Source organism: Ruegeria sp. CRTD044 (assembly GCF_059613485.1).
Genome location: NZ_JBXWSP010000004.1, coordinates 1 through 20,838, shown reverse-complemented (window position 1 = coordinate 20,838; position 20,838 = coordinate 1). Strand labels below are relative to the sequence as shown.

The window sequence follows — 20,838 nt, the reverse complement described above, 5'->3', positions numbered from 1 at the left end:
GCGGGGTTGCCCTTTGGGCGCGGCTTTGCTTTGTCTCTGGCAAGCATTCCGGCCAGTGGGCGTTTCATGTCCCGGACCGGTCACAGGGAGGATCTCGAAAATGGCAAAAGTTGCATTCCTTGGCCTTGGCGTCATGGGCTATCCGATGGCCGGGCATCTGCAGGCGGCCGGGCATGAGGTGACCGTCTACAACCGGACCGCATCCAAGGCGGAGAAATGGGTGTCGCAGCATGGTGGCCAGATGGCGACCACGCCGCGCGCTGCCGCCGAGGGGGCCGAGTTCGTGATGGCCTGCGTCGGCAACGACGACGATCTACGCATGGTCTGCACCGGCGACGACGGCGCGTTCGAAGGCATGGCCGAAGGCTCGATTTTCGTTGACCACACCACCGTTTCGGCCAAGGTCACGCGTGAGCTGTACGCGGCCGCCAAGGCGCGCGGGATCTCCTTTGTCGATGCGCCGATCTCGGGCGGCCAGGCCGGGGCCGAGAACGGGGTTTTGTCGATCATGTGCGGCGGAGATCAGGCCGCCTATGACCGGGCCGAGCCGGTGATGCAGGTCTATGCCAAAATCTGCCGCCGCATCGGAGACAGCGGCGCGGGCCAGATGACCAAGATGTGCAACCAGATCGCCATCGCAGGGCTGGTGCAGGGCCTGAGCGAAGCGCTGCATTTTGCCGAGAAGGCCGGGCTGGACGGGCGCGCGGTGGTCGAGGTGATCAGCCAGGGTGCCGCTGGAAGCTGGCAGATGTCGAACCGGTACGAGACCATGTTGGACGACCATTTCGACCACGGCTTTGCGGTGGACTGGATGCGCAAGGACCTTGGCATCTGCCTGGACACGGCGGACGAGACCGGGGCATCGCTGCCGGTGACCGCGCTGGTCGATCAGTTCTACAAGGATGTGCAGAAGATGGGCGGCGCCCGCTGGGACACCTCGTCACTGATCAAACGCCTGCGGGCATTGGGGTAAACGGGGGGCTGTCTGCCCCCCATCGCGCCGCGGCGCGATTCCTCCCGAGGATATTTTTGGCCAGATGAAAAGGGCTCCGGCGCGCACGGGGCGGAAGTTCGAATGAATGATGTCAGTGAATTTTGGGCGGCCGCGCTGCGGCGGGTCTGGGGGCTGGACGCCCGGCTCTCGCGGCTGGATGGCGAGTATGACCTGAATTTCCTGGTGCAGGCCACCAATGGGCAGGACTACGTTCTGAAGGTCATGCGGGCCGGGTGTGACCCGCAATTGGTGGATCTGCAGATCAAGGCGTTGGAGCATATCGCAGCCGAGGCCCCCGGGCTGCCGTTTCCCAAGGTGATCCCCGGTCTGGACGGTGGTTCGCTGCCGCAGATCGACGACGACGCGGGACGGCCGCGGCTGGCGTGGCTGTTGGAGCGGCTGCCGGGCCGCTGCTATGCCAAGACGGCGCCGAAATCCGAGGACCTGATCCTGAAACTGGGCCGGGTATTGGGGGCGACCGATCGGGCGCTGGAGCGGTTTTCGCATCCCGGCCTGGAGCGGCCGGAGTTCAAATGGGACCTGACCCAGGCCCGCTGGATCGCTGACAAGCTGGATGCGGTTGCCGACCCGGATCGTGCAGCCCTTCTGCGCGAGATTTGCGCGCAGTTCGATGCCGTCTCGGACATGCTGGCCGAGTTACCCCGGCAAGCCATCCACAATGACGTGAATGACTACAACATCCTGGTCGAAGGTGAGCTGTCGGAGCGCCGGCAGGTTTCGGGCCTGATCGACCTGGGCGACATGTGCGCCGCGCCGCGGGTGTGTGAGCTGGCGATCGCCGGGGCATATGTGGTGCTGGATCACCCCCGACCTGAACGGGCACTGGCCGCGCTGGTGCGGGGCTATCACGCCGCAAACCGGCTGCGCCCGCAGGAGGTGGATTTGCTCTGGCCTCTGCTGCGGATGCGGCTGGCCGTGTCGGTCGTCAACTCCACGCTGATGGCCGCCGAAAACCCCGACGACCCGTATGTGACCATCAGCCAAGCTCCGGCCTGGCGGTTTCTTGAGGATGGTTCGGTCAATGGCGAGATGATGCCGGCGCGGCTGCGGGCGGCCTGCGGGCTGCCTGTCACCGACGGAGCCGAGCGCATTCACGCGTACCTGTCCGAACATCGTGGTCAATTTGCGCAGCTGTTGGGACAGGATCTGTCGGACGTTCCGATGGGTTCGCTGTCGGTCGAAAACTCGACCTGGCCGCAGAACCCGTTTCACATGCCGCTGGACGAGGCCGCGCGGGTGGGCGCGGAATTCGGCGACGGGTTGTGGCTGGGCTATTACAACGAACCGCGCCTGATCTATGCCGAGCCGACGTTCCGCAAGGGTCCGTGGAAGGCGTCGGACCGGCGCACGGTGCATCTGGCTGTGGATGTGTTCGCGCCGGCGGGGACGCCTTTGCTGGCGCCGCTGAGCGGGCGGGTCGAGGCGGTCGAGAACCGGGCGAACTATCTGGACTATGGCGGCGTGGTGATCCTGCATCACGAAACCCCCGAGGGTGACTCGTTCTATACGCTGTACGGGCATCTGGACCCCGAGGTCTGTGACCGGCTGAAACCCGGCGATCCGGTGGCGCAGGGGGCGGCGTTCGCCCGGCTGGGCGATGCTGGCCAGAACGGCGGCTGGGCGCCGCATGTGCATTTCCAGCTGGCCCTGACCACGACCGGCATGCAGGCCGACTGGCCAGGCGTCGCCGACCCGAACGAGCTGGACCTGTGGCACGCGGTCTGCCCGAACCCGGCGGCCCTGCTGAACCTGCCGGACGAGAAGGTCTTCTATCGCCCGACCGACAAGGCCGAGATCCTGAACAAACGGCGGGCGCATTTCGGCGGCAACCTGAGCCTGACCTATGACGACCCGGTGATGCTGGTGCGCGGCTGGAAGCATCACCTGTTTGACGAATGGGGGCGGCCCTATCTTGACGCCTACAACAACGTGCCGCATGTGGGGCACGCGCATCCGCGCATTCAGGCCGTGGCGGCGGATCAGCTGAAGCGGATGAATTCGAACACCCGCTATCTGCATCCCGCGCAGGTGGAATTTGCCGACAAGCTGCTGTCGAAGCTGCCCGACCACCTGCAGGTGTGCTTCTTCGTCAATTCGGGCACCGAGGCCAACGAGCTGGCCCTGCGCCTTGCCCGGGCGCATAGCGGGGCCAAGGGCATGGTGACGCCCGATCACGGCTATCACGGCAACACCAATGCGGCGGTCGCCATTTCCGCCTACAAGTTCAACAAGCCCGACGGCGTGGGCCAGGCCGATTGGGTGGAACTGGTCGAGGTGGCCGACGATTATCGCGGCCGGTTCAAACGTGAAGACCCCGACCGCGCGCAGAAATATGCCGACCTAGTCGATGACGCGATTGCCGCCCTGCAGCGCAAAGGGCACGGGGTGGCCGGGTTCATCGCCGAGACCTTCCCTTCGGTCGGGGGGCAGATCATCCCGCCCAGGAGCTATCTTCCAGCGGTTTACGAAAAAATCCGCGCCGCCGGCGGCGTCTGCATCGCCGACGAGGTGCAGACGGGCCTGGGCCGGCTGGGCGAGTACTACTTCGGCTTCGAACATCAGGGCGCCTCACCCGATATCGTGGTGCTGGGCAAGCCCATCGGCAACGGCCACCCTCTGGGCGTGCTGGTCACCACGCGCGAGATCGCCGACAGTTTCGACAACGGGATCGAGTTCTTCTCGACCTTCGGCGGCTCGACCCTGTCCTGCCGGATCGGCAAAGAGGTGCTGGACATCGTCGATGACGAGGGCCTGCAGGACAATGCCCGCATGATGGGCGCACGGCTGATGGATGGTCTGCGCGCGATCGAAGCCGAGTTCGCCTGCGTGGGTGATGTGCGGGGCATGGGCCTGTTTCTTGGGGTCGAGCTGATCAACCCCGACGGCTCGGAAGGCACCGAGATCTGCCGATACGTCAAAAACCGGATGCGGGACCACCGCATCCTGATCGGCAGCGAGGGGCCGAAGGACAACATCCTGAAGATCCGCCCGCCTCTGACCATCGAGGCCGAGGATGTGGACATGATTCTGTGGGCGCTGCGGTGTGTGTTGGCCGAATTGGGCGACTATGCCCCTGCCCCGGTTTGCGACCACACCCATCACCATGACGGGTGCGGCTGCTGCTGAGATACGCCCTGGCCGGATCCGGCCAAGGCACTGAACCGCGCTGTCAGTGCAGCACGGCCGAGGGGGTCTGATGGCCGGTGCTCGGCAATGGGATGGCGGTGGTCATACGCCGCAGGGCCAGCCCGAACTCTTCGGACAGCGACGCCAGCGCGGGCGCGAAATCGGGGCGTACGATCAAGGCGGCCAGCATCATCGCATCCTCGCGCGCCCCTTCCGAGGCCGCGGCGATCATCTGCGCGAAACAGCTTTCGTCCGCGCCCAGGCAGGTGCAGCCCAGCCCGTGCCGGATCAGGGGACGGCGGCCGTGATGGGCGCACAGGCTGCACAGACGATCCAGCGCCAGCATGGCCAGCTGCCCATGATCGGCGCCCAGCGCGATGTCGAAATCATGCGCCGCGTCGGCACGGCCGGCGGCGCCGTCGCTCCACATCCGCAGGTACATGACGGCGCCAGCCTCGATCGGGGTCAGATCCGCCAGCCGCCCGACCGGGGCGCCGCCCCGGGTCGATGCGCCGCTCATTTCGTCAGGATCAATTTGCCCGCGCGGGTGATGCGCAGGGTGTACAGCTGGTCGCCCAGTTCGATATGGGCCAGGTTGCCGCCCTGCGTCAGATCCTCGGCCTTGTGGGCCGGCAGCATCGAAACGGCATAGGCTTGGGTCGGATTCGGGTTCTGCGCGTTCATCGGGTCATCTCCGGTTGTGTTCAGGCAAAGCGCCTTTTCCGTTCGGTTTTCGTGGATCTGGCTGGCCCGGAACCGGGTTGGCTGCGTGTCTTCGCGCTTAATCTGATAAAAATACTAAGGTATGTCAAGAGCCGGTTTCCTGCTATTCGCACACCGAACCATTGCGCCCTTGCGGCAGGCCCGCTAGGCCGGGTCTCGACACTGAGAGACGGGAGCGGAGATGACGGCGGCAATCGTGTTTGATCTGGATGGCACGCTGGTAGACAGCCTCGCCGACATTGCGGCGGCAGCGAACCGGATGCTGGCCGATCAGGGCCATGCGCCCCTGCCCGAGGAAACGATCCGGGGATTCGTCGGCAATGGCTTGCCCAAGCTGGTTGAGCGCGTGATCCTCCACTGCGGACTGAGCATCGAGCGCCATTCCGAACTGACACAGGGCACGCTCAACCATTACAACCAGGCATCAAGTGCAACGACCAGGCCTTATCCAAGTGTAAAAGATGCTCTGCGACGACTGCGGGCTGCAGATATCGCGCTAGGGGTCTGCACCAACAAACCGGAAGCGCCCGCGCGGCACATCCTTGAGGTTCTGGATCTGGCGCAGTTCTTCGACGTGGTGATCGGCGGAGATACTTTGAAATCTCGCAAACCCGACCCCGCCCACCTGTCCGCCACGTTCGAGGCACTGGGCACAAACGACGCGCGTGTCTTTGTGGGCGACAGCGAAGTAGACGCAGAAACCGCCCAACGTGCCCAAGTCCCATTTCTTCTGTATTCGGAAGGGTATCGAAAGTCGCCGATCTCGGAACTCCCCCATTTGGCCAGCTTCGACGACTTTGCGCGCCTCCCTGACCTGGCACTGCGCATCACAGGCTTATCTGGCACCGGGCTCTAAGGCTTTGGCTGCCAAGGGATTCAACTGATTTCTGGGGGTTTTTTGAGGGGCCGGCTGAGGGGGTAGGTAGCCAGCCCCTCTTCGGGGAAAGTGGTAGGCCAAGTTTGACCTTGGTTAATCAGACAATAGCCCAGCCCACCTATGCCCGAAATTGGGGGTTTCCCGTAGAGAGACACTTTTTGCAAAAAATTCGCCGAAAATCCTTTGCTGACGTCCAGCGCCTGATCACTCAGGCCCCGAACCATCGGCCGGGAGTGGCGCGGCTGGGCTCGCTTTGTCCAAAAGCGTCTCGTACATGTGTGGATAGACGAAACGAGCAGCCGCACGGGCGATCACCAGTTCCTCGTTGGTGGGGATGACCATGACCTGAACCCGGGACAGCGGTGTCGAGATGATCCGGGTGTGGTCCGTGTTGGCATCATGGTCCAGTTCAATCCCCAACCACCCCATGTTGACGCAAATCCTTTCGCGCACCAGCGCAGAGTTCTCGCCGATCCCACCAGTGAACACCACCGCATCCAGCCCACCCAGCACAGCCGCAAGGGCACCGAGTTCACGCCGCGCACGGAAATTGAAATAGCTGATGGCCCGGCGCGCGCTGCCGCTGTCGGACTTTTCCAGCGTGCGCATGTCGCTGGACAGACCGGACAGACCCAGCAGGCCGGATTTACGATACAGAAGTTCGGTGATCTCATCCACGCTCATGCCCTTCTGGTCCATGAGGTAGAGAACGACACCGGGGTCCAACTGGCCGCATCGGGTTCCCATAGGCAGACCGTCTATAGCCGAAAACCCCATGCTGGACCCGACCGAGCGACCGTGGATCATACCGCACATCGACGCGCCGTTGCCCAGATGCGCCACGATGACCCGGCCGCCATGCAGCAGCGGCGCGGTCTTGGCCAGATGACCCGAGATGTATTCGTAGCTGAGGCCGTGAAACCCATAGCGGCGAACGCCCTTGTCATAATACTCGGTCGGCAAGGCAAACGTATCGTTGACCCAGGGGTGACTGCGGTGAAAGGCGGTGTCGAAACAGGCAACCTGCACCGCATCGGGGAACCGTTCGACCGAGGCACGAACGCCGCTGAGGTTGTAGGGTTGATGCAATGGCGCAAACGGTGAGAGTTCGTCAAGCGCCGCAAGGCTTTCCGGCGTCAGCAAGATCGGTTGATCGTGGTCAGGACCACCATGAACGATGCGGTGGCCGACGGCCGCAATATTGGCCGCGGGAAACTGCTGGATGATGAGGTCCAGAACATGGTTCAGGGCCTCGTGATGATCGGCAATCCCGTCTACGACATCACCGCCCAACGTGCGGCCATCCGAGGTTTTGGCGCGGATGGTCGCGCCAGCGCTGCCGATGCGGTCCACGATTCCGGTGCAGATTGCCACCGGGTCATCGGATGGCAACGAAAACAGCCCGAACTTCAGAGAGGACGAGCCCGCGTTCAGCGTGATGACATGGCTCATGACCGCCCCCCGGCAATGCGGGCGGCGTGCAGGGCAGCCACGGCGCAGGATGCCAAACGCGCCTTGTCGTCGTCGGCGCGGCTGTTCAGGATGATCGGCACCTTCGCCCCCAGAACAACCCCTGCCGCTTCGGCGTTGGCGATATATGTCAGCTGTTTGGCCAGCATGTTGCCCGCATCCAGGTTCGGAACCACAAGTATGTCGGCCTGTCCGGCCACTGGCGAGACGATCCCCTTGATCCGTGCTGCGGCCATGCTGACCGCATTGTCCATGGCCAGCGGACCGTCGACCAAGCCCCCTTTGATCTGGCCACGTTCAGCCATCTTGGACAGCAACGCCGCGTCGATCGAGGACCGAATGGCCGGGTTCACCGTCTCGACCGCCGACAGCACGCCGACCTTGGGCGTTTCCATCCCAATCGAGATCGCCAGATCAATCGCATTCTGGGTAATGTCGATCTTGGTTTGCAGGTCGGGCTCGATGTTGATCGCGGCGTCGGTCACCAGCAGCGGGTGCGGTTGCCCGGGCACGTCCATGACGAAAACATGGGTAAAGCGTCGGCCCGCGCGCAATCCCTGATCCTTCCGCAATGCGGCCCTCAGCAGATCATCGGTGTGCAGATGCCCCTTCATCAGCGCCCCGGCCCGGCCTTCGACCACAAGGTCTACGGCGATGCGCGCGGCTTCGCTGTGCTCTTCCGCGGCGACAATCTCGAAACCATCCAGCCTTTCGCCCAGTTCCTGCGCCGCCTGCCCGATCAGGTCCGGGCGACCAACAAGTATCGGCTCAATGATCGTTTCCCGCGCAGCCAGGATCGCGCCGCCCAGCGAGTTCGGGTCCTCCGGCGCAACGACGGCGGTCGGGATGGGATCCAGCGGCCGGGATTTCTCCAGCAATGCGTCGAAGTGACGGTGCCGCTGAACGATCAGGCCGGGAACCTCGATTTCGCGGAACGACAGGGCGCGGTCCGGCGCGATTACCACGGCCTTGCCGCTGACGATGACCGCGTCATCCCTGCATCGGGTGACGGTGGTATCCAAGACCACCTCGCGGTTGGCGCGCTTTTCGATGACGACCACACGCGCCAAAAGCTCGTCCCCTGCCATGGCACGGCCCACGAAGTCGAACTGTTGCGATTTGTAAAGCGTCCCGGCCCCGGGAAGGATGTTTCCCAGAACCGCCGAGATCAGCGCGCCCACGAACAGCGATGGCGCCACCGCCTCGGGCCGGTCGTCTCCATCCCCGTCCTCATGGGCCAGGTGCAGCGGGTTGTGATTGCCCGAATTCGCGGCAAAGGCATAAAAGTCATCCTCGGTGCACAAACGTTTCAGTTCCGCCGTGTCCCCGATGTTGAGCTGATCATAGGGTTTGTTGTGATACTGCATCTGGTTCAACCTGCGAATGCTGCGCGCCGACCGCGGCAATGGCTGGGCCGAGCGACCGGAGCTGTGTTGCCCGGAACCTGATGGATTACACGCGAAATGTCCAACTCATACCCCGGCACGTCACGTCATATTTGCGTGCCGGAAGACCTTGCACGAGCGACGCAACAAAACGTTGACAGCCAGCCATCAGGCTTCAGATCCGGCGATGGATCTCGACACAACCAAGCGCCAGAGTTGAACGGGATACCGCTGATTGGTAAATCTGAGCGACCTAGGATGCCGGTATACATACCATGATCGCCCCTCAGCGATTGCCCCCCACCAGCGGCGTCCCGACGAGCACTAGCGAGGCAGAACCGTTCCCTTGACGACCGAGTTGCAGAATACGCTGATCCTGTCCGCGATCGTGGTGGTCTTGGCCATTCTGGTTTGGCCGCGTGTCGCCAATTCCCGGATGTGGCGAGCCTCGATCACCCCGTTGGCGTCGATCATCGGCAGCGGGTTCCTTGTTCTTGGTCCAATCCTGGACGTCAGTTTTGGCGATCTGGCCCCTCTGGCCATGCTTGGCCTCTGCGCCGCGGCCTGGGGGTTCGGAAGCGCAATTCGATACAACATCCGCGACATTGCGCACAGACCCGACCGCGGCGCCGGTATCGAGCGGGCCGAAAGGGTCGCGTCGGCAAGCCTGGCTTTTGCCTACTTCATATCGGTCGCCTACTACCTGAACCTGTTCGGCTCGTTTGGCGTGAGCCTGACCCAAGTGGACGACGCGTTTCATGCCCGCCTTGTGACCTCTGGTGTACTTGTGCTGATCCTTTTCGTTGGCTGCACCCGGGGGTTTTCCGCGCTGGAACGGTTGGAGCAGATTTCAGTCGGCCTGAAACTGGCAATCATCGCCGGGCTGCTTGTCGGACTTGCCACGTATTTTGCTGAGCAATACAGCCAAGATGCGCTTGTCTTTGACCCGCCGGCCGAGCGCGGCTCGCACGCGTTCATGTTATTGGCCGGGCTGATCGTCACCGTGCAGGGATTTGAGACCTCGCGCTACCTCGGCCACGCCTATGATGCGGAAACCCGCATTCGCTCCATGCGGTGGGCCCAGTTGATCGCAAGCGCGGTTTACCTGATCTATATCGGCCTGTTGACCTATTCGGTCGAACCGGGTGGCTTGGTTCTGGACGAAACGGCAATCATTGACCTGATGCAAGTCGTCGCCCCGATTCTGCCCGTCCTTCTGGTTATTGCGGCCCTGTCAGCCCAGTTCAGCGCCGCCGTCGCGGATACCAGCGGGTCCGGTGGACTGCTGTCCGAGATTTCAGGCGGACGCGTCTCTGAACGGACCGCCTATACCGTTCTGGTCGGCGTCGGATTGATACTGACCTGGATATCGAATGTCTTTGAAATCATCAGCTATGCGTCGCGCGCCTTTGCAGCCTACTACGCGCTGCAAGCGGGCATCGCAGCACGGTCGGCGTCTCAGCAGAACCTGCCCCTCCGCGCGTTGGTGTTTGCACTGTTCTGCATTCTTGGCGCAGCAATCGCGGTATTCGGATTGCCCGTCGAATGACCCTCTGACCTTACCCAACCAATAACTGACCCACAGACTCCGTGTCAGCCGCGTCCCGCGATCAGATCGCTGGCTTTCTCACCGATCATGATGGCGGGCGCATTGGTGTTTCCGCTGACGATTTCCGGCATGATCGAGCAATCCGCAACGCGCAACCCCTCGATCCCCTTCACCTTCAAGTCAGGACCGACAACGGCGGCGTCGGTCGTGCCCATCGCACAGGTTCCGGTCGGATGATAGATCGACACCGTATTCGAGCGCGCCCAGTCCAACGTACCTTCATAGTCATCACAGGACAGATCGGCCGTCGGTCGGAACTCCTCGGAGATTTTTGAGGCCAACGGATTGTGGCGCGCAATGTTGCGAGCGATGTTGACGCCAGCGACGATCGTTCGGCAATCGGTCTCTGTCGACAGATAATTCGGGATGATTTTGACATAGCTGGCGGGGTCCGGTCCATCCAACCGCAACTCTCCACGACTTTCCGGCCTGAGTTGGCAGACCGACATCGTGAAGGCCGAAAACGGGTGCACGCCTTCGCCCGGGCTGTCCGCCGACCAGGGCTGAACGTGAAATTGGATGTCCGGGGTTTGAACATCGGGACGGGTCTTCATGAAACCGGTTGCCAGACTGGCCGCCATGGTCATAGGACCGGCCCGGAACAACGCGTATTTCAGCGCGATGCGGGCCTGGTTGAACAGGCTTCGCACCTCATCGTTCAGGGTCGGCTCGTTGCACTTGAATACCAGACGCGCCTGCAGGTGGTCCTGCAGCCCCTTGCCGACGTTCGGCAAGGCGTGAACGGGTTCGATTCCGTTTGCCTTCAGATGATCGGGGTCTCCAATGCCTGACAGCATCATGATCTGCGGAGAGTTGATTGCCCCTCCGGACAGGATGACCTCGCGCCGGGCTTTCACCGTTTTGGTTTCGCCCGACCGATCGCGGTAAACAACGCCAGTTGCGCGCTTGCCGTCCATGGCAACCCGCGTCACCAACGCGCGCGTGACGATCATCAGATTCTGACGGTTGCGGATGGGCTTGAGATAGGCGACGGCCGCACTGCAACGTCGCCCGTTGCGCGTGGTCAGCTGAAAATACCCGACACCCTCCTGATTGGCGCCGTTGTAGTCGGGATTGAACGGATAGCCTGCGGCCTGTGCCGCAGCGACCCAGGCATCGCAGATCGGGCGCTGTATGCGCATATTGGAGACGGACAATGGCCCACCTACGCCATGATACTCATCCTCTCCACGCTCTTGATCTTCGCTGCGTTTGAACAGGGGCAAAACATCGTCCCAGCCCCACCCCACATTTCCCATCTGGCGCCAGCGGTCATAGTCCTCTTTTTGTCCGCGAACGTAGAGAAGCCCGTTCAACGACGACGACCCGCCCAACACTTTGCCGCGCGGCCAATCAATGGAACGCCCATTCAATCCCGGGTCAGGCTCGGTCCGATAGCACCAATCGACCGAGGGGTTGTGCATGGTCTTGAAGTACCCGACCGGGATGTGAATCCACGGGTTGGTGTCTGGTCCGCCCGCCTCGATCAATGCAACTTTGGTTTGGGGATCAGCACTAAGCCGATTGGCGATGACACATCCCGCAGAACCGGCACCGACAATCACATAGTCCACTTCCATGATCGGCTCCTCCCGAAGTTGCTAAAAAAATCCTATGCAAGATGCATGAATTAAGCTAGCATTTTTTGATACAAAACGTCTCAATAATTGCGAAACGGGAGGATAGCAATGGAGATCGGACGAAAGTTAAGTGGCATTTCACGGCGGGACTTTTTCCGCGTTGCCGGACGCTATGGCATGAGTTCCACTCTGCTGGCAGCAGGGGGTTTCGGTGGGGCCATGAGCCTTGCCAATCTCGCGCAGGCGGCTGAATCCACGTATGAAAAACGGTTCTCGAAAGAGCCTAAGCATACGCTGAAATTCGGTGCGGCAGGCTTCAACACGCGCAACCTTCTCATCGAACGGGCCGGCGCCATCGAGTTCGCCCGCGACCTCGAAGAGCGCACGGACGGTGAGATTCGCATCGAGTTCATCGGCGACAACCAGATCTGCGGTCAGCTGAGCTGTGTCGAGAAAACCCAGCAGGGTATCGTGGACATTTACGCGGCCTCGACCCAGAACTCGGCCGGTGGCGCACCCTATCTGAACGTGTTGGACTATGCCTACATGTTCCCAAGCCGCGCGGCGCAGTATCATTTCTTCTACAGCCCCGCCAGCCAGCGGATCCTGCGCGAGCCGCTCGAGAAGCGCCATGGATTGAAGTTCCTTTTCACCCACTGCGAATTGCGCGGGCTGCAGATGGGGTCGACCTTTGCGGACAAGCCCACCGTCACGAAACTGGAAGAGCTGTTTGGCACCAAGAACCGCGTGACCGGCACTCAGCTGGGTCGAATCGCGATGCAACTGCTGAACCTGAACCCTGTTCCAGTGGCCTGGGAAGAGACGCTGGATGCGCTGAAGACCGGTCTGATCGATGGTGCCGAAACTTGGGCATCGGCGGTGGCCTATGCGAACATGGCGCCGGTCGTTTCCCAGTCGGTCAACCTCAAGTTCTTCTGCGGTACCGAACACACGTCGATGTCGGCCAAGGTCTTCGACAGCCTGGGCGGCGAGTTGCAGGATGCGGTCATGGAATCATCCTACTTCACGCAGGCCCTGATCCAGGGTGCAAACGAAGCCGCGCTGCTGAACACGGTCGGCTTCTCGGATCCGCAGCTGCCCAACACGATCTTTGCCGAGAACGGTGTGCGTGCCGCCTTCCTGCCGGACGACCAAATCAAGCTGGCCGAGGAAATGTGTGCCCCGAACTTCAACCCGGAACCCTGGGCGGAATGGCGCGAGCGCCTGAACAAGTGGGCCGGCGGCATCGACACCTATCAGGAGATCTACGACATCGCGCGCGAGATCCCGGCAGACACCCTGCCGGAAAATGTCGAGCCGCGCCGTTGGTGGATGGGCCAAGCCTGATAAACTGATTTGAACCGGCCCCGCGTGGGCCGGTTCAACCGAAGACCGACTGGGAGGACGGGGTTCATGTCATTTTGGGCAGACATTGGCGCGATATTCAGCGCCTTTCTCAGCCAGGATTCCTTTGAAATTCAATCAGCGTTGGAGTCCGACGCAGCGTGGGTTGTCGGCGCCGTCGTCGCTGCGCTGGGCGGGCTTCTGGTCATGCTGATCTATCGCAAGGTTCCCTTCATCGAGCGCCATCTGGAACGATCCGTGATGGTGTATTCCTATCTGGCCATTGCGCTGATCATCTTCTGGGGCGTGATCGACAGGTTCGTCTTCAATGACCAGGAACCCTGGTCCACAACGATTCCGCCCTTGCTGTTCATGGTGATGGCGTGGTTCGGGGCCTCCTACAACGTGCGCCTCAGAACGCATCTGAGCTTCAGCGAATTCCGGACCGCGATGCCACGCGGCGGGCAGTTGGCCTGCCTGATCCTGGACGCGGTGCTGTGGTTCATCTTCGCGGTCATCGTCATCGTGACCACGTCGCGGCTGGTGGCTTTGTCAGCGTCCAACTTCCAGATCGTTCTGGGCACGGACAACGTCATGCAGTGGTGGTTCCTGCTGGCGGCACCGTTGTCATTCTTTCTTATGGTCGGCCGAGTGTTCCAGAACCTGGCGGACGATCTGCGCAACTTCAAAACAGGCGAGCCGCTGATCAAGCAGGCCGTGATCGGGGCAGACTGATGGCAGACGGAACTTGGGTTACTTTGATTTCGCTCGGCGTGACATTCCTGTTCATGTTGGGCGTGCCGGTCCTTCTGGTCATAGGCTACTGGGTGATCGGCTGCTCGTTTGTTCTGGGCCTGACGCTCGACAACATGGGCGCTGAGCTTTTGAACGTGTTCAACAAGGGCTTCGCGCTGCTGGCCATGCCCCTGTTCATCCTGACCGGAGACCTGATCAACAAGTCGGGTATCGCCCGAAGGCTCAGCGATTTCGCCTATGCCTGTCTCGGCTGGATACGCGGCGGTCTGGCGATGGCTTCGCTTGGGGCCTGCGGGTTGTTCGCAGCGATCTCGGGGTCGAACTCGGCCACGACAGCCACGATCGGATCGATGCTGCACCCCGAGATGGTCAAGGGCGGGTATGACGAACGCTTCAGCGCCGCGACCGCCGCGGCGGGCGGCACTGTCGGGATCATCATCCCACCATCAATCATCTTCATCGTTTATGGCTTCCTGATGAACCTGCCGATTTCCGAGCTGTTCGTGGCCGGCATCCTGCCCGGCGCGCTGATGGTGATCGGGATGCAGTTTGCCTGCTGGATCATCTGCCGCATGAACGGCTGGGGTCACCTGATCCCGCTGCAGCTGAACCGCGTTCTGAAAACCGCCTTCGGCGCGTGGCTGGGCTTTTTTGCCATCGGGCTTGTGCTGTGGGGCATCTACACCGGCAAGTTCTCTCCGACCGAGGCCGCCGGGGTCACCGTTGGCTTCTGCGTCATCGCCGGGCTGGTGAGTTATCCGATCAACCGGATCATGGGCGCCCGCGACGATGTTTCCCCAACGGACAAGAGCTTTGCCGAAATGCTGGTGGTCGAGGGCTTCACGATCCCCGAGATCCCGTCAATCGTCATCCGTTCGGCACAGATCACCGGGATCCTGGCGCCTCTGATTGCCATCTCGGTGGTGATGCAGCAGATCCTTTCCCTGCTGGGTGCCCAGGAAACAATCGGCAATTTCGTGACCTCGATGGGGGGCTACCATGCTGTTCTGTTCACCTCGATGGTGATCGTGTTTTTCTCGGGCATGGTTCTGGAAAGCCTGCCGGTGACCATCATTCTGGCTCCGATTCTGGCACCGATCGCAGCTTCGGTCGGGATTGATCCGATCCACTTTTCGGTGATCTTCCTTGTCGGAGCATCCATTGGCTTCATCACGCCGCCATACGGGCTGAACCTGTATGTTGCCTCGGGAGTTACAGGCGTGCCGTATTTCCGGCTTCTGCGGTATACGGTGCCTTATCTGGTGGCGTTGCTCTCGGTCTGGATTCTGGTGTCACTGGTGCCTGATCTGGCCTTGATACTGCTGCCGAAAAACTAGACTGTAGCCGGATGACCGCGACGGACACACAAGACAAGGACACCCAGATTCCAACGAACCTGCGCCTGTTGCTGATCTTGGAAGAGGTCGCGCGGCGCGGGGTCGCGGTCAAACCGGCAGACCTGATCGAAGCGTTGGGTCTGGCAAAGCCGACGGTCCACCGGCTGCTGCAGACGGCCGAGGCCGAAGGGTTCCTTCAACGAGATCTGGACGGCCGGTCCTATGGGCCCGGCCCCCGGTTGCGGCAGATGTCCGTGAACACCGTTTCGTCCGAACATCTGCGCACGGCCCGGCTGGCCATTCTGCGCGGAGTAGCCGACGAAATTGGAGAGACCTGCAACCTGGCCATCCCCGACCGCGAGGGGATGATCTATCTCGACCGGGTCGAGACCAAATGGCCGCTGCGAATCCAGCTGCCGATCGGGACCCAGGTGCCGTTCCACTGCACAGCAAGCGGAAAGATGTACCTGTCGACCCTGCGCCGAAACACCTTGGATGGGTTTCTCTCGGCGCGCGGACTGACCGCAAACACCGAGAAAACCATTACTGACCCCAAGGCCATGCGTGCCGAGATCGCCAAAATTGCCCAAAACGGTTACTCGACCGACGACGAGGAGTTCATGCCCGGCATGGCCGCCGTCGCGGTTCCGGTCTTTGACGAGAATGACCGGCTTGCGGCCACTCTGTCCGTGCACGCACCCACACAACGTCACGATCTGACAAGCCTGAAGCAATTCCTGCCACTGCTGCAGTCCGGGGCGCTCAAACTTTCTGGTCTGCTTGCCTCGTAGGGTGGGCCTGTACGGGACCCAGCCGCGGGGAGGCGAGTAGTGATCTCGCCCCACCGACTTGGGCAGACACAGAATTGACGCGCCCACCCCGGCCAATAGTCAGTTGCCTGCCTGATGTTCCGCCTCGGTGCGTTGGCGTTGAATCGCGCGTTCGCCTTCGGGCCAGCTGTTCTTGATGAACGCGAGAATGTCCCAGATATCCTGATCGGACAGGCTGTCGGCAAATCCCGGCATTCCGCTTTTGACCCCCGAGACTCCCATTCGCTTGAGCATCTCCTCGCCGCCCAACTTGGTATAATCGAACAATAGGCCATCGCCATGATGCCAGGTGTGCCCGGTTCGATCATGCGGCGGGGCTGGCAGGACGCCGTCCGCATCAGGCGTTTGCCAATCGGGCTGACCCTCCAGGTTGGCCCCGTGACACGATGCACAGTTCTCGGCATAAAGCGCCGCCCCACGTAGCGGATCGCCGAATGCACCGTCAGGCACCCCTTTCGACATCCACCAATGAGCGCTGGCTACACCGATGATCACAACGGCCACCGGTGTACCCCATTTCATCATTGGCGAGATCGATCGGCGCAGCACCTCCACCTTTTCACCCTCCATCATGGTCATCGAGCAGATAAGTTGACATGGCGCGGCGGTCTTCGTCCGTCAGGAAGCTGGTGCCGTAGGTCACGACCTCACCCATTGCGCCGCCGAATACGTCACCGTCGGGCATGATGCCGGTGCGCAGGGCATAGGCCAGGCTTTCGACCGTCCAGCCCCCCATCTGCAGGATTTCAGAGTCGATGGCCGGCGCCTTGTCACCGCCCGGCAGTGCATCACTGCCCTTGAAGTGCTCTGTATCCGACTTGCGGGCGCCCAGCAGATTGCGCCCGGTGTGGCAGGCGGCACAGTGGGTGACGCCTTCGACCAGCAGCCGGCCGCGGTTCCACACATCGCCTTTGCCGGGGACCGGATCGGTGTGCGGCGGCTCAAGGAACGCCGCGCGCCACAGTTTCAGCCCCCAGCGCTGGTTGAAGGGAAAGGCCATCTCCTGCGCGCGGGACGGCGTGGCCACCGGCGGCACGGTCTGGAACGCCTCCCACAGGTCGGCGATGTCCTGATCGGTGAAATCGGCGTAGAACGGGTACGGGAAGGCCGGGTAATAGGGCTGCCCGTCCGGCGCCACGCCTTGACGCACAGCCTTGGCAAATTCCTCGATCGTCCAGCCGCCAATGCCGTGGTCCGGGTCGGTGGTCAGGTTCGGGGAATACAGCGTGCCAAAGGGCGTCTCGAGCTTGACGCCGCCGGCCAGGGGCGCGCCACCTTCGGCGAAGTTGGTGTGGCAGGCGATGCAACCGCCCGCCCGCGCCAGGTAGGCCCCGCGGTCAACCTCGCCCGCCACGTCGGGCAGTTGCGGCGTCAAACCGATCGGCCACGCGATCACGGCGACCAGCCCCGCCGCAGCCAGTACGGCAGAGGCAAGGCCCAGACGATAGATGCGTTTCATCGAAATCCCCTATTCCGACCGAAACCGCGTGTGACAGGCCGAGCAGGTCTGGCCCAGTATCATGAACACGCCATCGGCGGGCATCTCTGACAACTCCTCGCGCCCGGGGGTTCCGCCCATCATGGCCCCGCCCCCCATCATCGAGGCGCCACCCATCATGCCCGACCCGCCCATCATGCCGGACCCTTGCCCGGCACCGGCCATCATCAGCCCGTTGTCGGCCGCAAGGGCCAGCCCCTCGGCATAGGTCTGCAGCTGTTCGGCCAGTTCGGCGAAGGCGTCCCAGTCCTGCCAGATCGCGGGTTTGGCCTCGGAGGGCATGCCGTCGCTGCCCTCGGGGAACAGCCGGGTCATGCTGTCGCCGGCATGGCGGCCGATCGCCTCGGCTGCGCGCCGGACGGTGGCGGCGTCATAGGGCGTCTTGCCCTGCATCATCGGCGTCAGGGTCTTCATGGCGTCCTTCATGGCGGACATGCCGTCCATCCGTTCCTTCACGATCCCGGTGGCGCCACCATGCGCCAGGGCGGTCACGGCAATCATCGACGCCAGCACGGCGCCCGTCGTCAGTTTGAAAAGGGTCATCGTCTTGTCCTGTATGTCTGCTTCAACTCGCCCACCGAAAGGGGCCTTTAATGACTCAGGACACGGCGCGTGGCGGGGGCGGATCGAACAGGGCCACCGGCAGCATCCGGTACCGGCCCGGTGGGATGGCACGACGGCTGATCCTTGATACCAGCGCGGAAAGGACTGGCGCGGCGACGGTCATTGCCACGCCGTTGCAGAAGGCCCCGCCGTGGCAATGGCCCGGGTGGCCCTTTTCGACGTGATCGGGGTCGGGTGCTCCCAGATCGACGACGGCATGTGTGCCCCCATCGCCCCCATGCGCAAAGGCGGGTTCCGAGAACACCAGAGTACCGGCCAGAACCAGGCCCAAGGCCAGAATCCACCGTCCGATCATCCTGTCCGCCCAGCTGTGCAAGGTTCAGTTTATCCCGTTCTCGCGCTGCAGTTCCCTGACATAGGCAACGATGCCCTGCACGTCTGCACGGGTCAAGCCAGCGACCGGCGGCATGTCGCCAAAGCGCCAGTGGTGGGCCTGAACACCATATTGAACCGCCCGCTGAAAGGCCTCGTCCCCGTGGTGGCTGGGCTCGTAGATCTTGTGTACCAACGGCGGCGCCAGCCCTTCCAGCCCCGTGGCATTCGCCCCATGGCAGACAGCGCATTTGACGTCAAAGGCAACCTTGCCCATCTGCGCCGGTTCACTGAACGTCGCCGGCACGCTGACTTGCGCGATCGGATCCCCCTGCGACAGCGACGAGGTGTCGGGCACCTCCATCGAATGGCCCGCAGGTTGTTGACTGAGGTTGCAGGCGAACACGGCAGCGCCTGTGATCAGAACGCCGCCTACCAATAGCGTCAGTTTGTTCATCGGCTCGTTTCACTCGGTTGTTTTTTGGCTTGGCGCGGGCGACACAAAACCGGTCTGACACTGATCAATCCTGCTTGACCTGCCGGTTATGCCGCCCTGCGCATAGTTTCGGGCGGACTGTCTGCCCCATTCCCGCGCTGGAAGGTCAAGAGAAGTTTGCCGCAAATTTCCCCCAAAGCCGACGAAGGACTGCAGCACCGCGCCGAAACGTCAACGCCGAGCTGGGCCGCGCACGAAGCCATCAGTTGGAACCTAAGGACTTCTAAATGGCGCAGGCTGCGACGGGCTTGTCAGTACTTCGCCAGAGATTCGAGTATCTTCTTCCGCATATCGGCATCACCCGGAAAGATCCTTTGTACCAGAAATTCGAACGGAAAATCCGGCCACGTGGCGTCCAACTCATCAACAAGTCTTTGCGCTTCGTCAAAATTGCCCAGCTGATCATGTGCGACGGCCTGGAACAAAAGTGATGGCCCGCTTACGGGTGCTCCAGCAGCCGGTGCGCCCTGAAAGGCTTCGACAACGTTTTCGTAGTTCCCGAGCACAAGCTGGGATACCCCCCAGATATTTCTCGCCCCAAATCGGCCGGATCCGGATCTGACCCGCGTCGGATTACTGACCTCGGCCGCAAGTTCAGGCTCGTTCGCAATCAGGGCGGCAATCCCGACAAGGTCCAGAACATGGCCATCTTCAGGCGCTAGTTCAGCAGACAGGCGCGCATATTTCAAAGCCTCATCCGCGTCGCCCGACACCGCCAATCGCCAACCGTTCGAGGCGTTGGCCCAAGCACCCGACGGGGACAACTCAAGCGCCGTCCCTGACATCTCGGATGCTTGGCGCAACAGATCATCTCGTGTGTCCTCGTCTTGAGACAGCAGAGCCAGTGTGGCCAAGACCTGAGCCATTCCCGCATAGCCATCGGGCAAGGCCGGGTCGAGTTCGGTGGAATGCTGAAACATTCCCAGGGCGATCTGCTGGCGTTTGACATCGAAGACCGGAAAGAACATCCCCCGCGCCTGATCCGCCAGGTTGGCCGCCTGGAGTCTGGCAAGCGATTGCTGACCAAGCGCAGCCCGTGCGGCCTGCCGGGTGGTGTTGGAGGGTTGCCCGACCTCGTCATTGCCGGGTCTCAGCCACATGCCCAGCATGACGATCATGGTCACAACGCCCAGCCCGACCAACAGAAGTCCACGCAGGTGCCTGGGTCCGCCGGTCGGGCCGTGGCTTGCCAAGTCCGACTTCGGATCATCCAGGGAAGCTTGGTGTGAAAACCGCGGCTTGTATCCGCCAGGATCGACGAAGATCCGAACGCCCTTGCCGTCCCTATGGTCTTCGTAAAACTCACGCAGCAAACGCCGTAGTCGCCTGGCCTCTACCCGAACCAGATTTCGACCGCCGCTACCATCAATGCTGCGCCCGTACACTTCGACGGCAATGGCCTTGCCGCGGATCTGGGAACCGCGACCGGCGAGGGCTTCCTCGACGGCATAGGTCAGAAACTGCTGAAGCCGGGGCGAAGTTTGGAACTCGGCGCTGGCAACAACGTCACGCAGCGCCTGCCGGACCAGGTCTGGTGATGGTTGCCCAACATCTTGATCTATCGATAAATCATTGGCTTGGTTCACTGCAAACTCACCCCCAACTCACGGTGACTCACTTGGCCGCCCCGGTCAACCGCACGCATCTTGATGCGAGAATAGATAGTGGGAAGCGGGCTTTATCCAGTGACAGACGACCTCAAAGACGAGCTACCCGAGCTTTCGAACGCGCTTTCCAGCCAGTTCGAACCGGACGCGTTTCTGAGCGAGGCCATCGAGGACTGATCAGCCCCACCCGAGTGGTCCAGTTCGAGTGTTAGTGCATCGCCGGCCTTTGGTCCATCTGGACGATGGTTT

The 20,838-nt window shown here is 62.0% G+C and carries 19 protein-coding genes; 8 read left to right on the top strand and 11 right to left on the bottom strand.

Translation table 11 applies throughout. The annotated features are described in order from the left end of the window. Positions 1–100 precede the first annotated feature (100 nt). Positions 101–973 carry an NAD(P)-dependent oxidoreductase gene (locus AC2FNL_RS03005; protein WP_496832303.1) on the top strand — a complete coding sequence of 291 codons (873 nt, stop codon included), beginning with the start codon at positions 101–103 and terminating at the stop codon, positions 971–973. Positions 974–1,075: 102 nt separating this feature from the next. Beyond that, positions 1,076–4,141, top strand: coding sequence for an aminotransferase class III-fold pyridoxal phosphate-dependent enzyme (locus AC2FNL_RS03000; protein ID WP_496832301.1), 3,066 nt, complete (start codon positions 1,076–1,078; stop codon positions 4,139–4,141). Between the two features lie 43 nt (positions 4,142–4,184). On the opposite strand, the gene AC2FNL_RS02995 is transcribed toward AC2FNL_RS03000, so the two are convergent. Further along, entirely contained in the window at positions 4,185–4,661 is a 477-nt protein-coding gene (locus AC2FNL_RS02995; RefSeq protein ID WP_496832299.1) for a hypothetical protein, read from the bottom strand. Beyond that, positions 4,658–4,825 (bottom strand): hemin uptake protein HemP, encoded by a 168-nt coding sequence (gene hemP, locus AC2FNL_RS02990; RefSeq protein ID WP_005978533.1) that lies wholly within the window; start codon positions 4,823–4,825, stop codon positions 4,658–4,660. Before hemP ends, AC2FNL_RS02995 begins: the two co-directional genes overlap by 4 nt. Positions 4,826–5,045: 220 nt before the next feature. Between hemP and gph the strand changes: the two genes are divergently transcribed. Then, positions 5,046–5,720 (top strand): phosphoglycolate phosphatase, encoded by a 675-nt coding sequence (gph, locus tag AC2FNL_RS02985; protein WP_496832297.1) that lies wholly within the window; start codon positions 5,046–5,048, stop codon positions 5,718–5,720. A 225-nt stretch (positions 5,721–5,945) separates the two neighbouring features. Here the strand turns inward: gph and AC2FNL_RS02980 are convergent, their stop codons facing one another. Together AC2FNL_RS02980 and AC2FNL_RS02975 are read right to left on the bottom strand one after the other, a co-directional pair. Further along, positions 5,946–7,193 carry an acetate/propionate family kinase gene (locus AC2FNL_RS02980; protein ID WP_496832295.1) on the bottom strand — a complete coding sequence of 416 codons (1,248 nt, stop codon included), beginning with the start codon at positions 7,191–7,193 and terminating at the stop codon, positions 5,946–5,948. After that, positions 7,190–8,578, bottom strand: coding sequence for a bifunctional enoyl-CoA hydratase/phosphate acetyltransferase (locus AC2FNL_RS02975; protein WP_496832293.1), 1,389 nt, complete (start codon positions 8,576–8,578; stop codon positions 7,190–7,192). Before AC2FNL_RS02975 ends, AC2FNL_RS02980 begins: the two co-directional genes overlap by 4 nt. Positions 8,579–8,942: 364 nt before the next feature. On the opposite strand from AC2FNL_RS02975, the gene AC2FNL_RS02970 reads away from it, so the two are divergent. After that, the gene (locus AC2FNL_RS02970) at positions 8,943–10,145 is read left to right on the top strand and encodes an Aq_097 family APC-type transporter (protein WP_496832291.1); all 1,203 of its coding nucleotides are present in this window, start codon (positions 8,943–8,945) and stop codon (positions 10,143–10,145) included. Between the two features lie 44 nt (positions 10,146–10,189). On the opposite strand, the gene AC2FNL_RS02965 is transcribed toward AC2FNL_RS02970, so the two are convergent. Further along, positions 10,190–11,785 carry a GMC family oxidoreductase gene (locus AC2FNL_RS02965; protein ID WP_496832289.1) on the bottom strand — a complete coding sequence of 532 codons (1,596 nt, stop codon included), beginning with the start codon at positions 11,783–11,785 and terminating at the stop codon, positions 10,190–10,192. A gap of 108 nt (positions 11,786–11,893) precedes the next feature. Here AC2FNL_RS02965 and AC2FNL_RS02960 point away from each other — a divergent pair, with 108 nt between their 5' ends. The 4 genes from AC2FNL_RS02960 to AC2FNL_RS02945 all read left to right on the top strand — a co-directional run bounded on the left by AC2FNL_RS02960 (position 11,894) and on the right by AC2FNL_RS02945 (position 16,013). Next, positions 11,894–13,132 carry a TRAP transporter substrate-binding protein gene (locus AC2FNL_RS02960; RefSeq protein ID WP_093962894.1) on the top strand — a complete coding sequence of 413 codons (1,239 nt, stop codon included), beginning with the start codon at positions 11,894–11,896 and terminating at the stop codon, positions 13,130–13,132. Positions 13,133–13,198: 66 nt separating this feature from the next. Further along, positions 13,199–13,864, top strand: coding sequence for a TRAP transporter small permease (locus AC2FNL_RS02955; protein ID WP_093962895.1), 666 nt, complete (start codon positions 13,199–13,201; stop codon positions 13,862–13,864). Next, positions 13,864–15,222: a TRAP transporter large permease gene (locus AC2FNL_RS02950; protein ID WP_093962896.1), complete on the top strand. Its 1,359-nt coding sequence runs from the start codon at positions 13,864–13,866 to the stop codon at positions 15,220–15,222. Before AC2FNL_RS02955 ends, AC2FNL_RS02950 begins: the two co-directional genes overlap by 1 nt. Positions 15,223–15,233: 11 nt before the next feature. Continuing rightward, a complete protein-coding gene (locus AC2FNL_RS02945) occupies positions 15,234–16,013 on the top strand; it encodes an IclR family transcriptional regulator (protein WP_170337418.1) in 780 nt (259 codons plus the stop codon). Positions 16,014–16,112: 99 nt separating this feature from the next. On the opposite strand, the gene AC2FNL_RS02940 is transcribed toward AC2FNL_RS02945, so the two are convergent. The 6 genes from AC2FNL_RS02940 to AC2FNL_RS02915 form a co-directional block, all read right to left on the bottom strand. Continuing rightward, a complete protein-coding gene (locus AC2FNL_RS02940; protein ID WP_496832928.1) occupies positions 16,113–16,625 on the bottom strand; it encodes a c-type cytochrome in 513 nt (170 codons plus the stop codon). After that, positions 16,612–17,511 carry a c-type cytochrome gene (locus AC2FNL_RS02935; RefSeq protein WP_496832286.1) on the bottom strand — a complete coding sequence of 300 codons (900 nt, stop codon included), beginning with the start codon at positions 17,509–17,511 and terminating at the stop codon, positions 16,612–16,614. Before AC2FNL_RS02935 ends, AC2FNL_RS02940 begins: the two co-directional genes overlap by 14 nt. Positions 17,512–17,520: 9 nt before the next feature. Then, positions 17,521–18,093: a c-type cytochrome gene (locus AC2FNL_RS02930; protein ID WP_496832284.1), complete on the bottom strand. Its 573-nt coding sequence runs from the start codon at positions 18,091–18,093 to the stop codon at positions 17,521–17,523. Positions 18,094–18,148: 55 nt separating this feature from the next. After that, positions 18,149–18,469 carry a hypothetical protein gene (locus AC2FNL_RS02925; protein ID WP_496832282.1) on the bottom strand — a complete coding sequence of 107 codons (321 nt, stop codon included), beginning with the start codon at positions 18,467–18,469 and terminating at the stop codon, positions 18,149–18,151. Between the two features lie 24 nt (positions 18,470–18,493). Beyond that, positions 18,494–18,943, bottom strand: coding sequence for a c-type cytochrome (locus tag AC2FNL_RS02920; protein ID WP_496832280.1), 450 nt, complete (start codon positions 18,941–18,943; stop codon positions 18,494–18,496). 290 nt (positions 18,944–19,233) lie between these two features. Further along, entirely contained in the window at positions 19,234–20,568 is a 1,335-nt protein-coding gene (locus AC2FNL_RS02915; protein ID WP_496832278.1) for a tetratricopeptide repeat protein, read from the bottom strand. Positions 20,569–20,838: the final 270 nt, after the last annotated feature.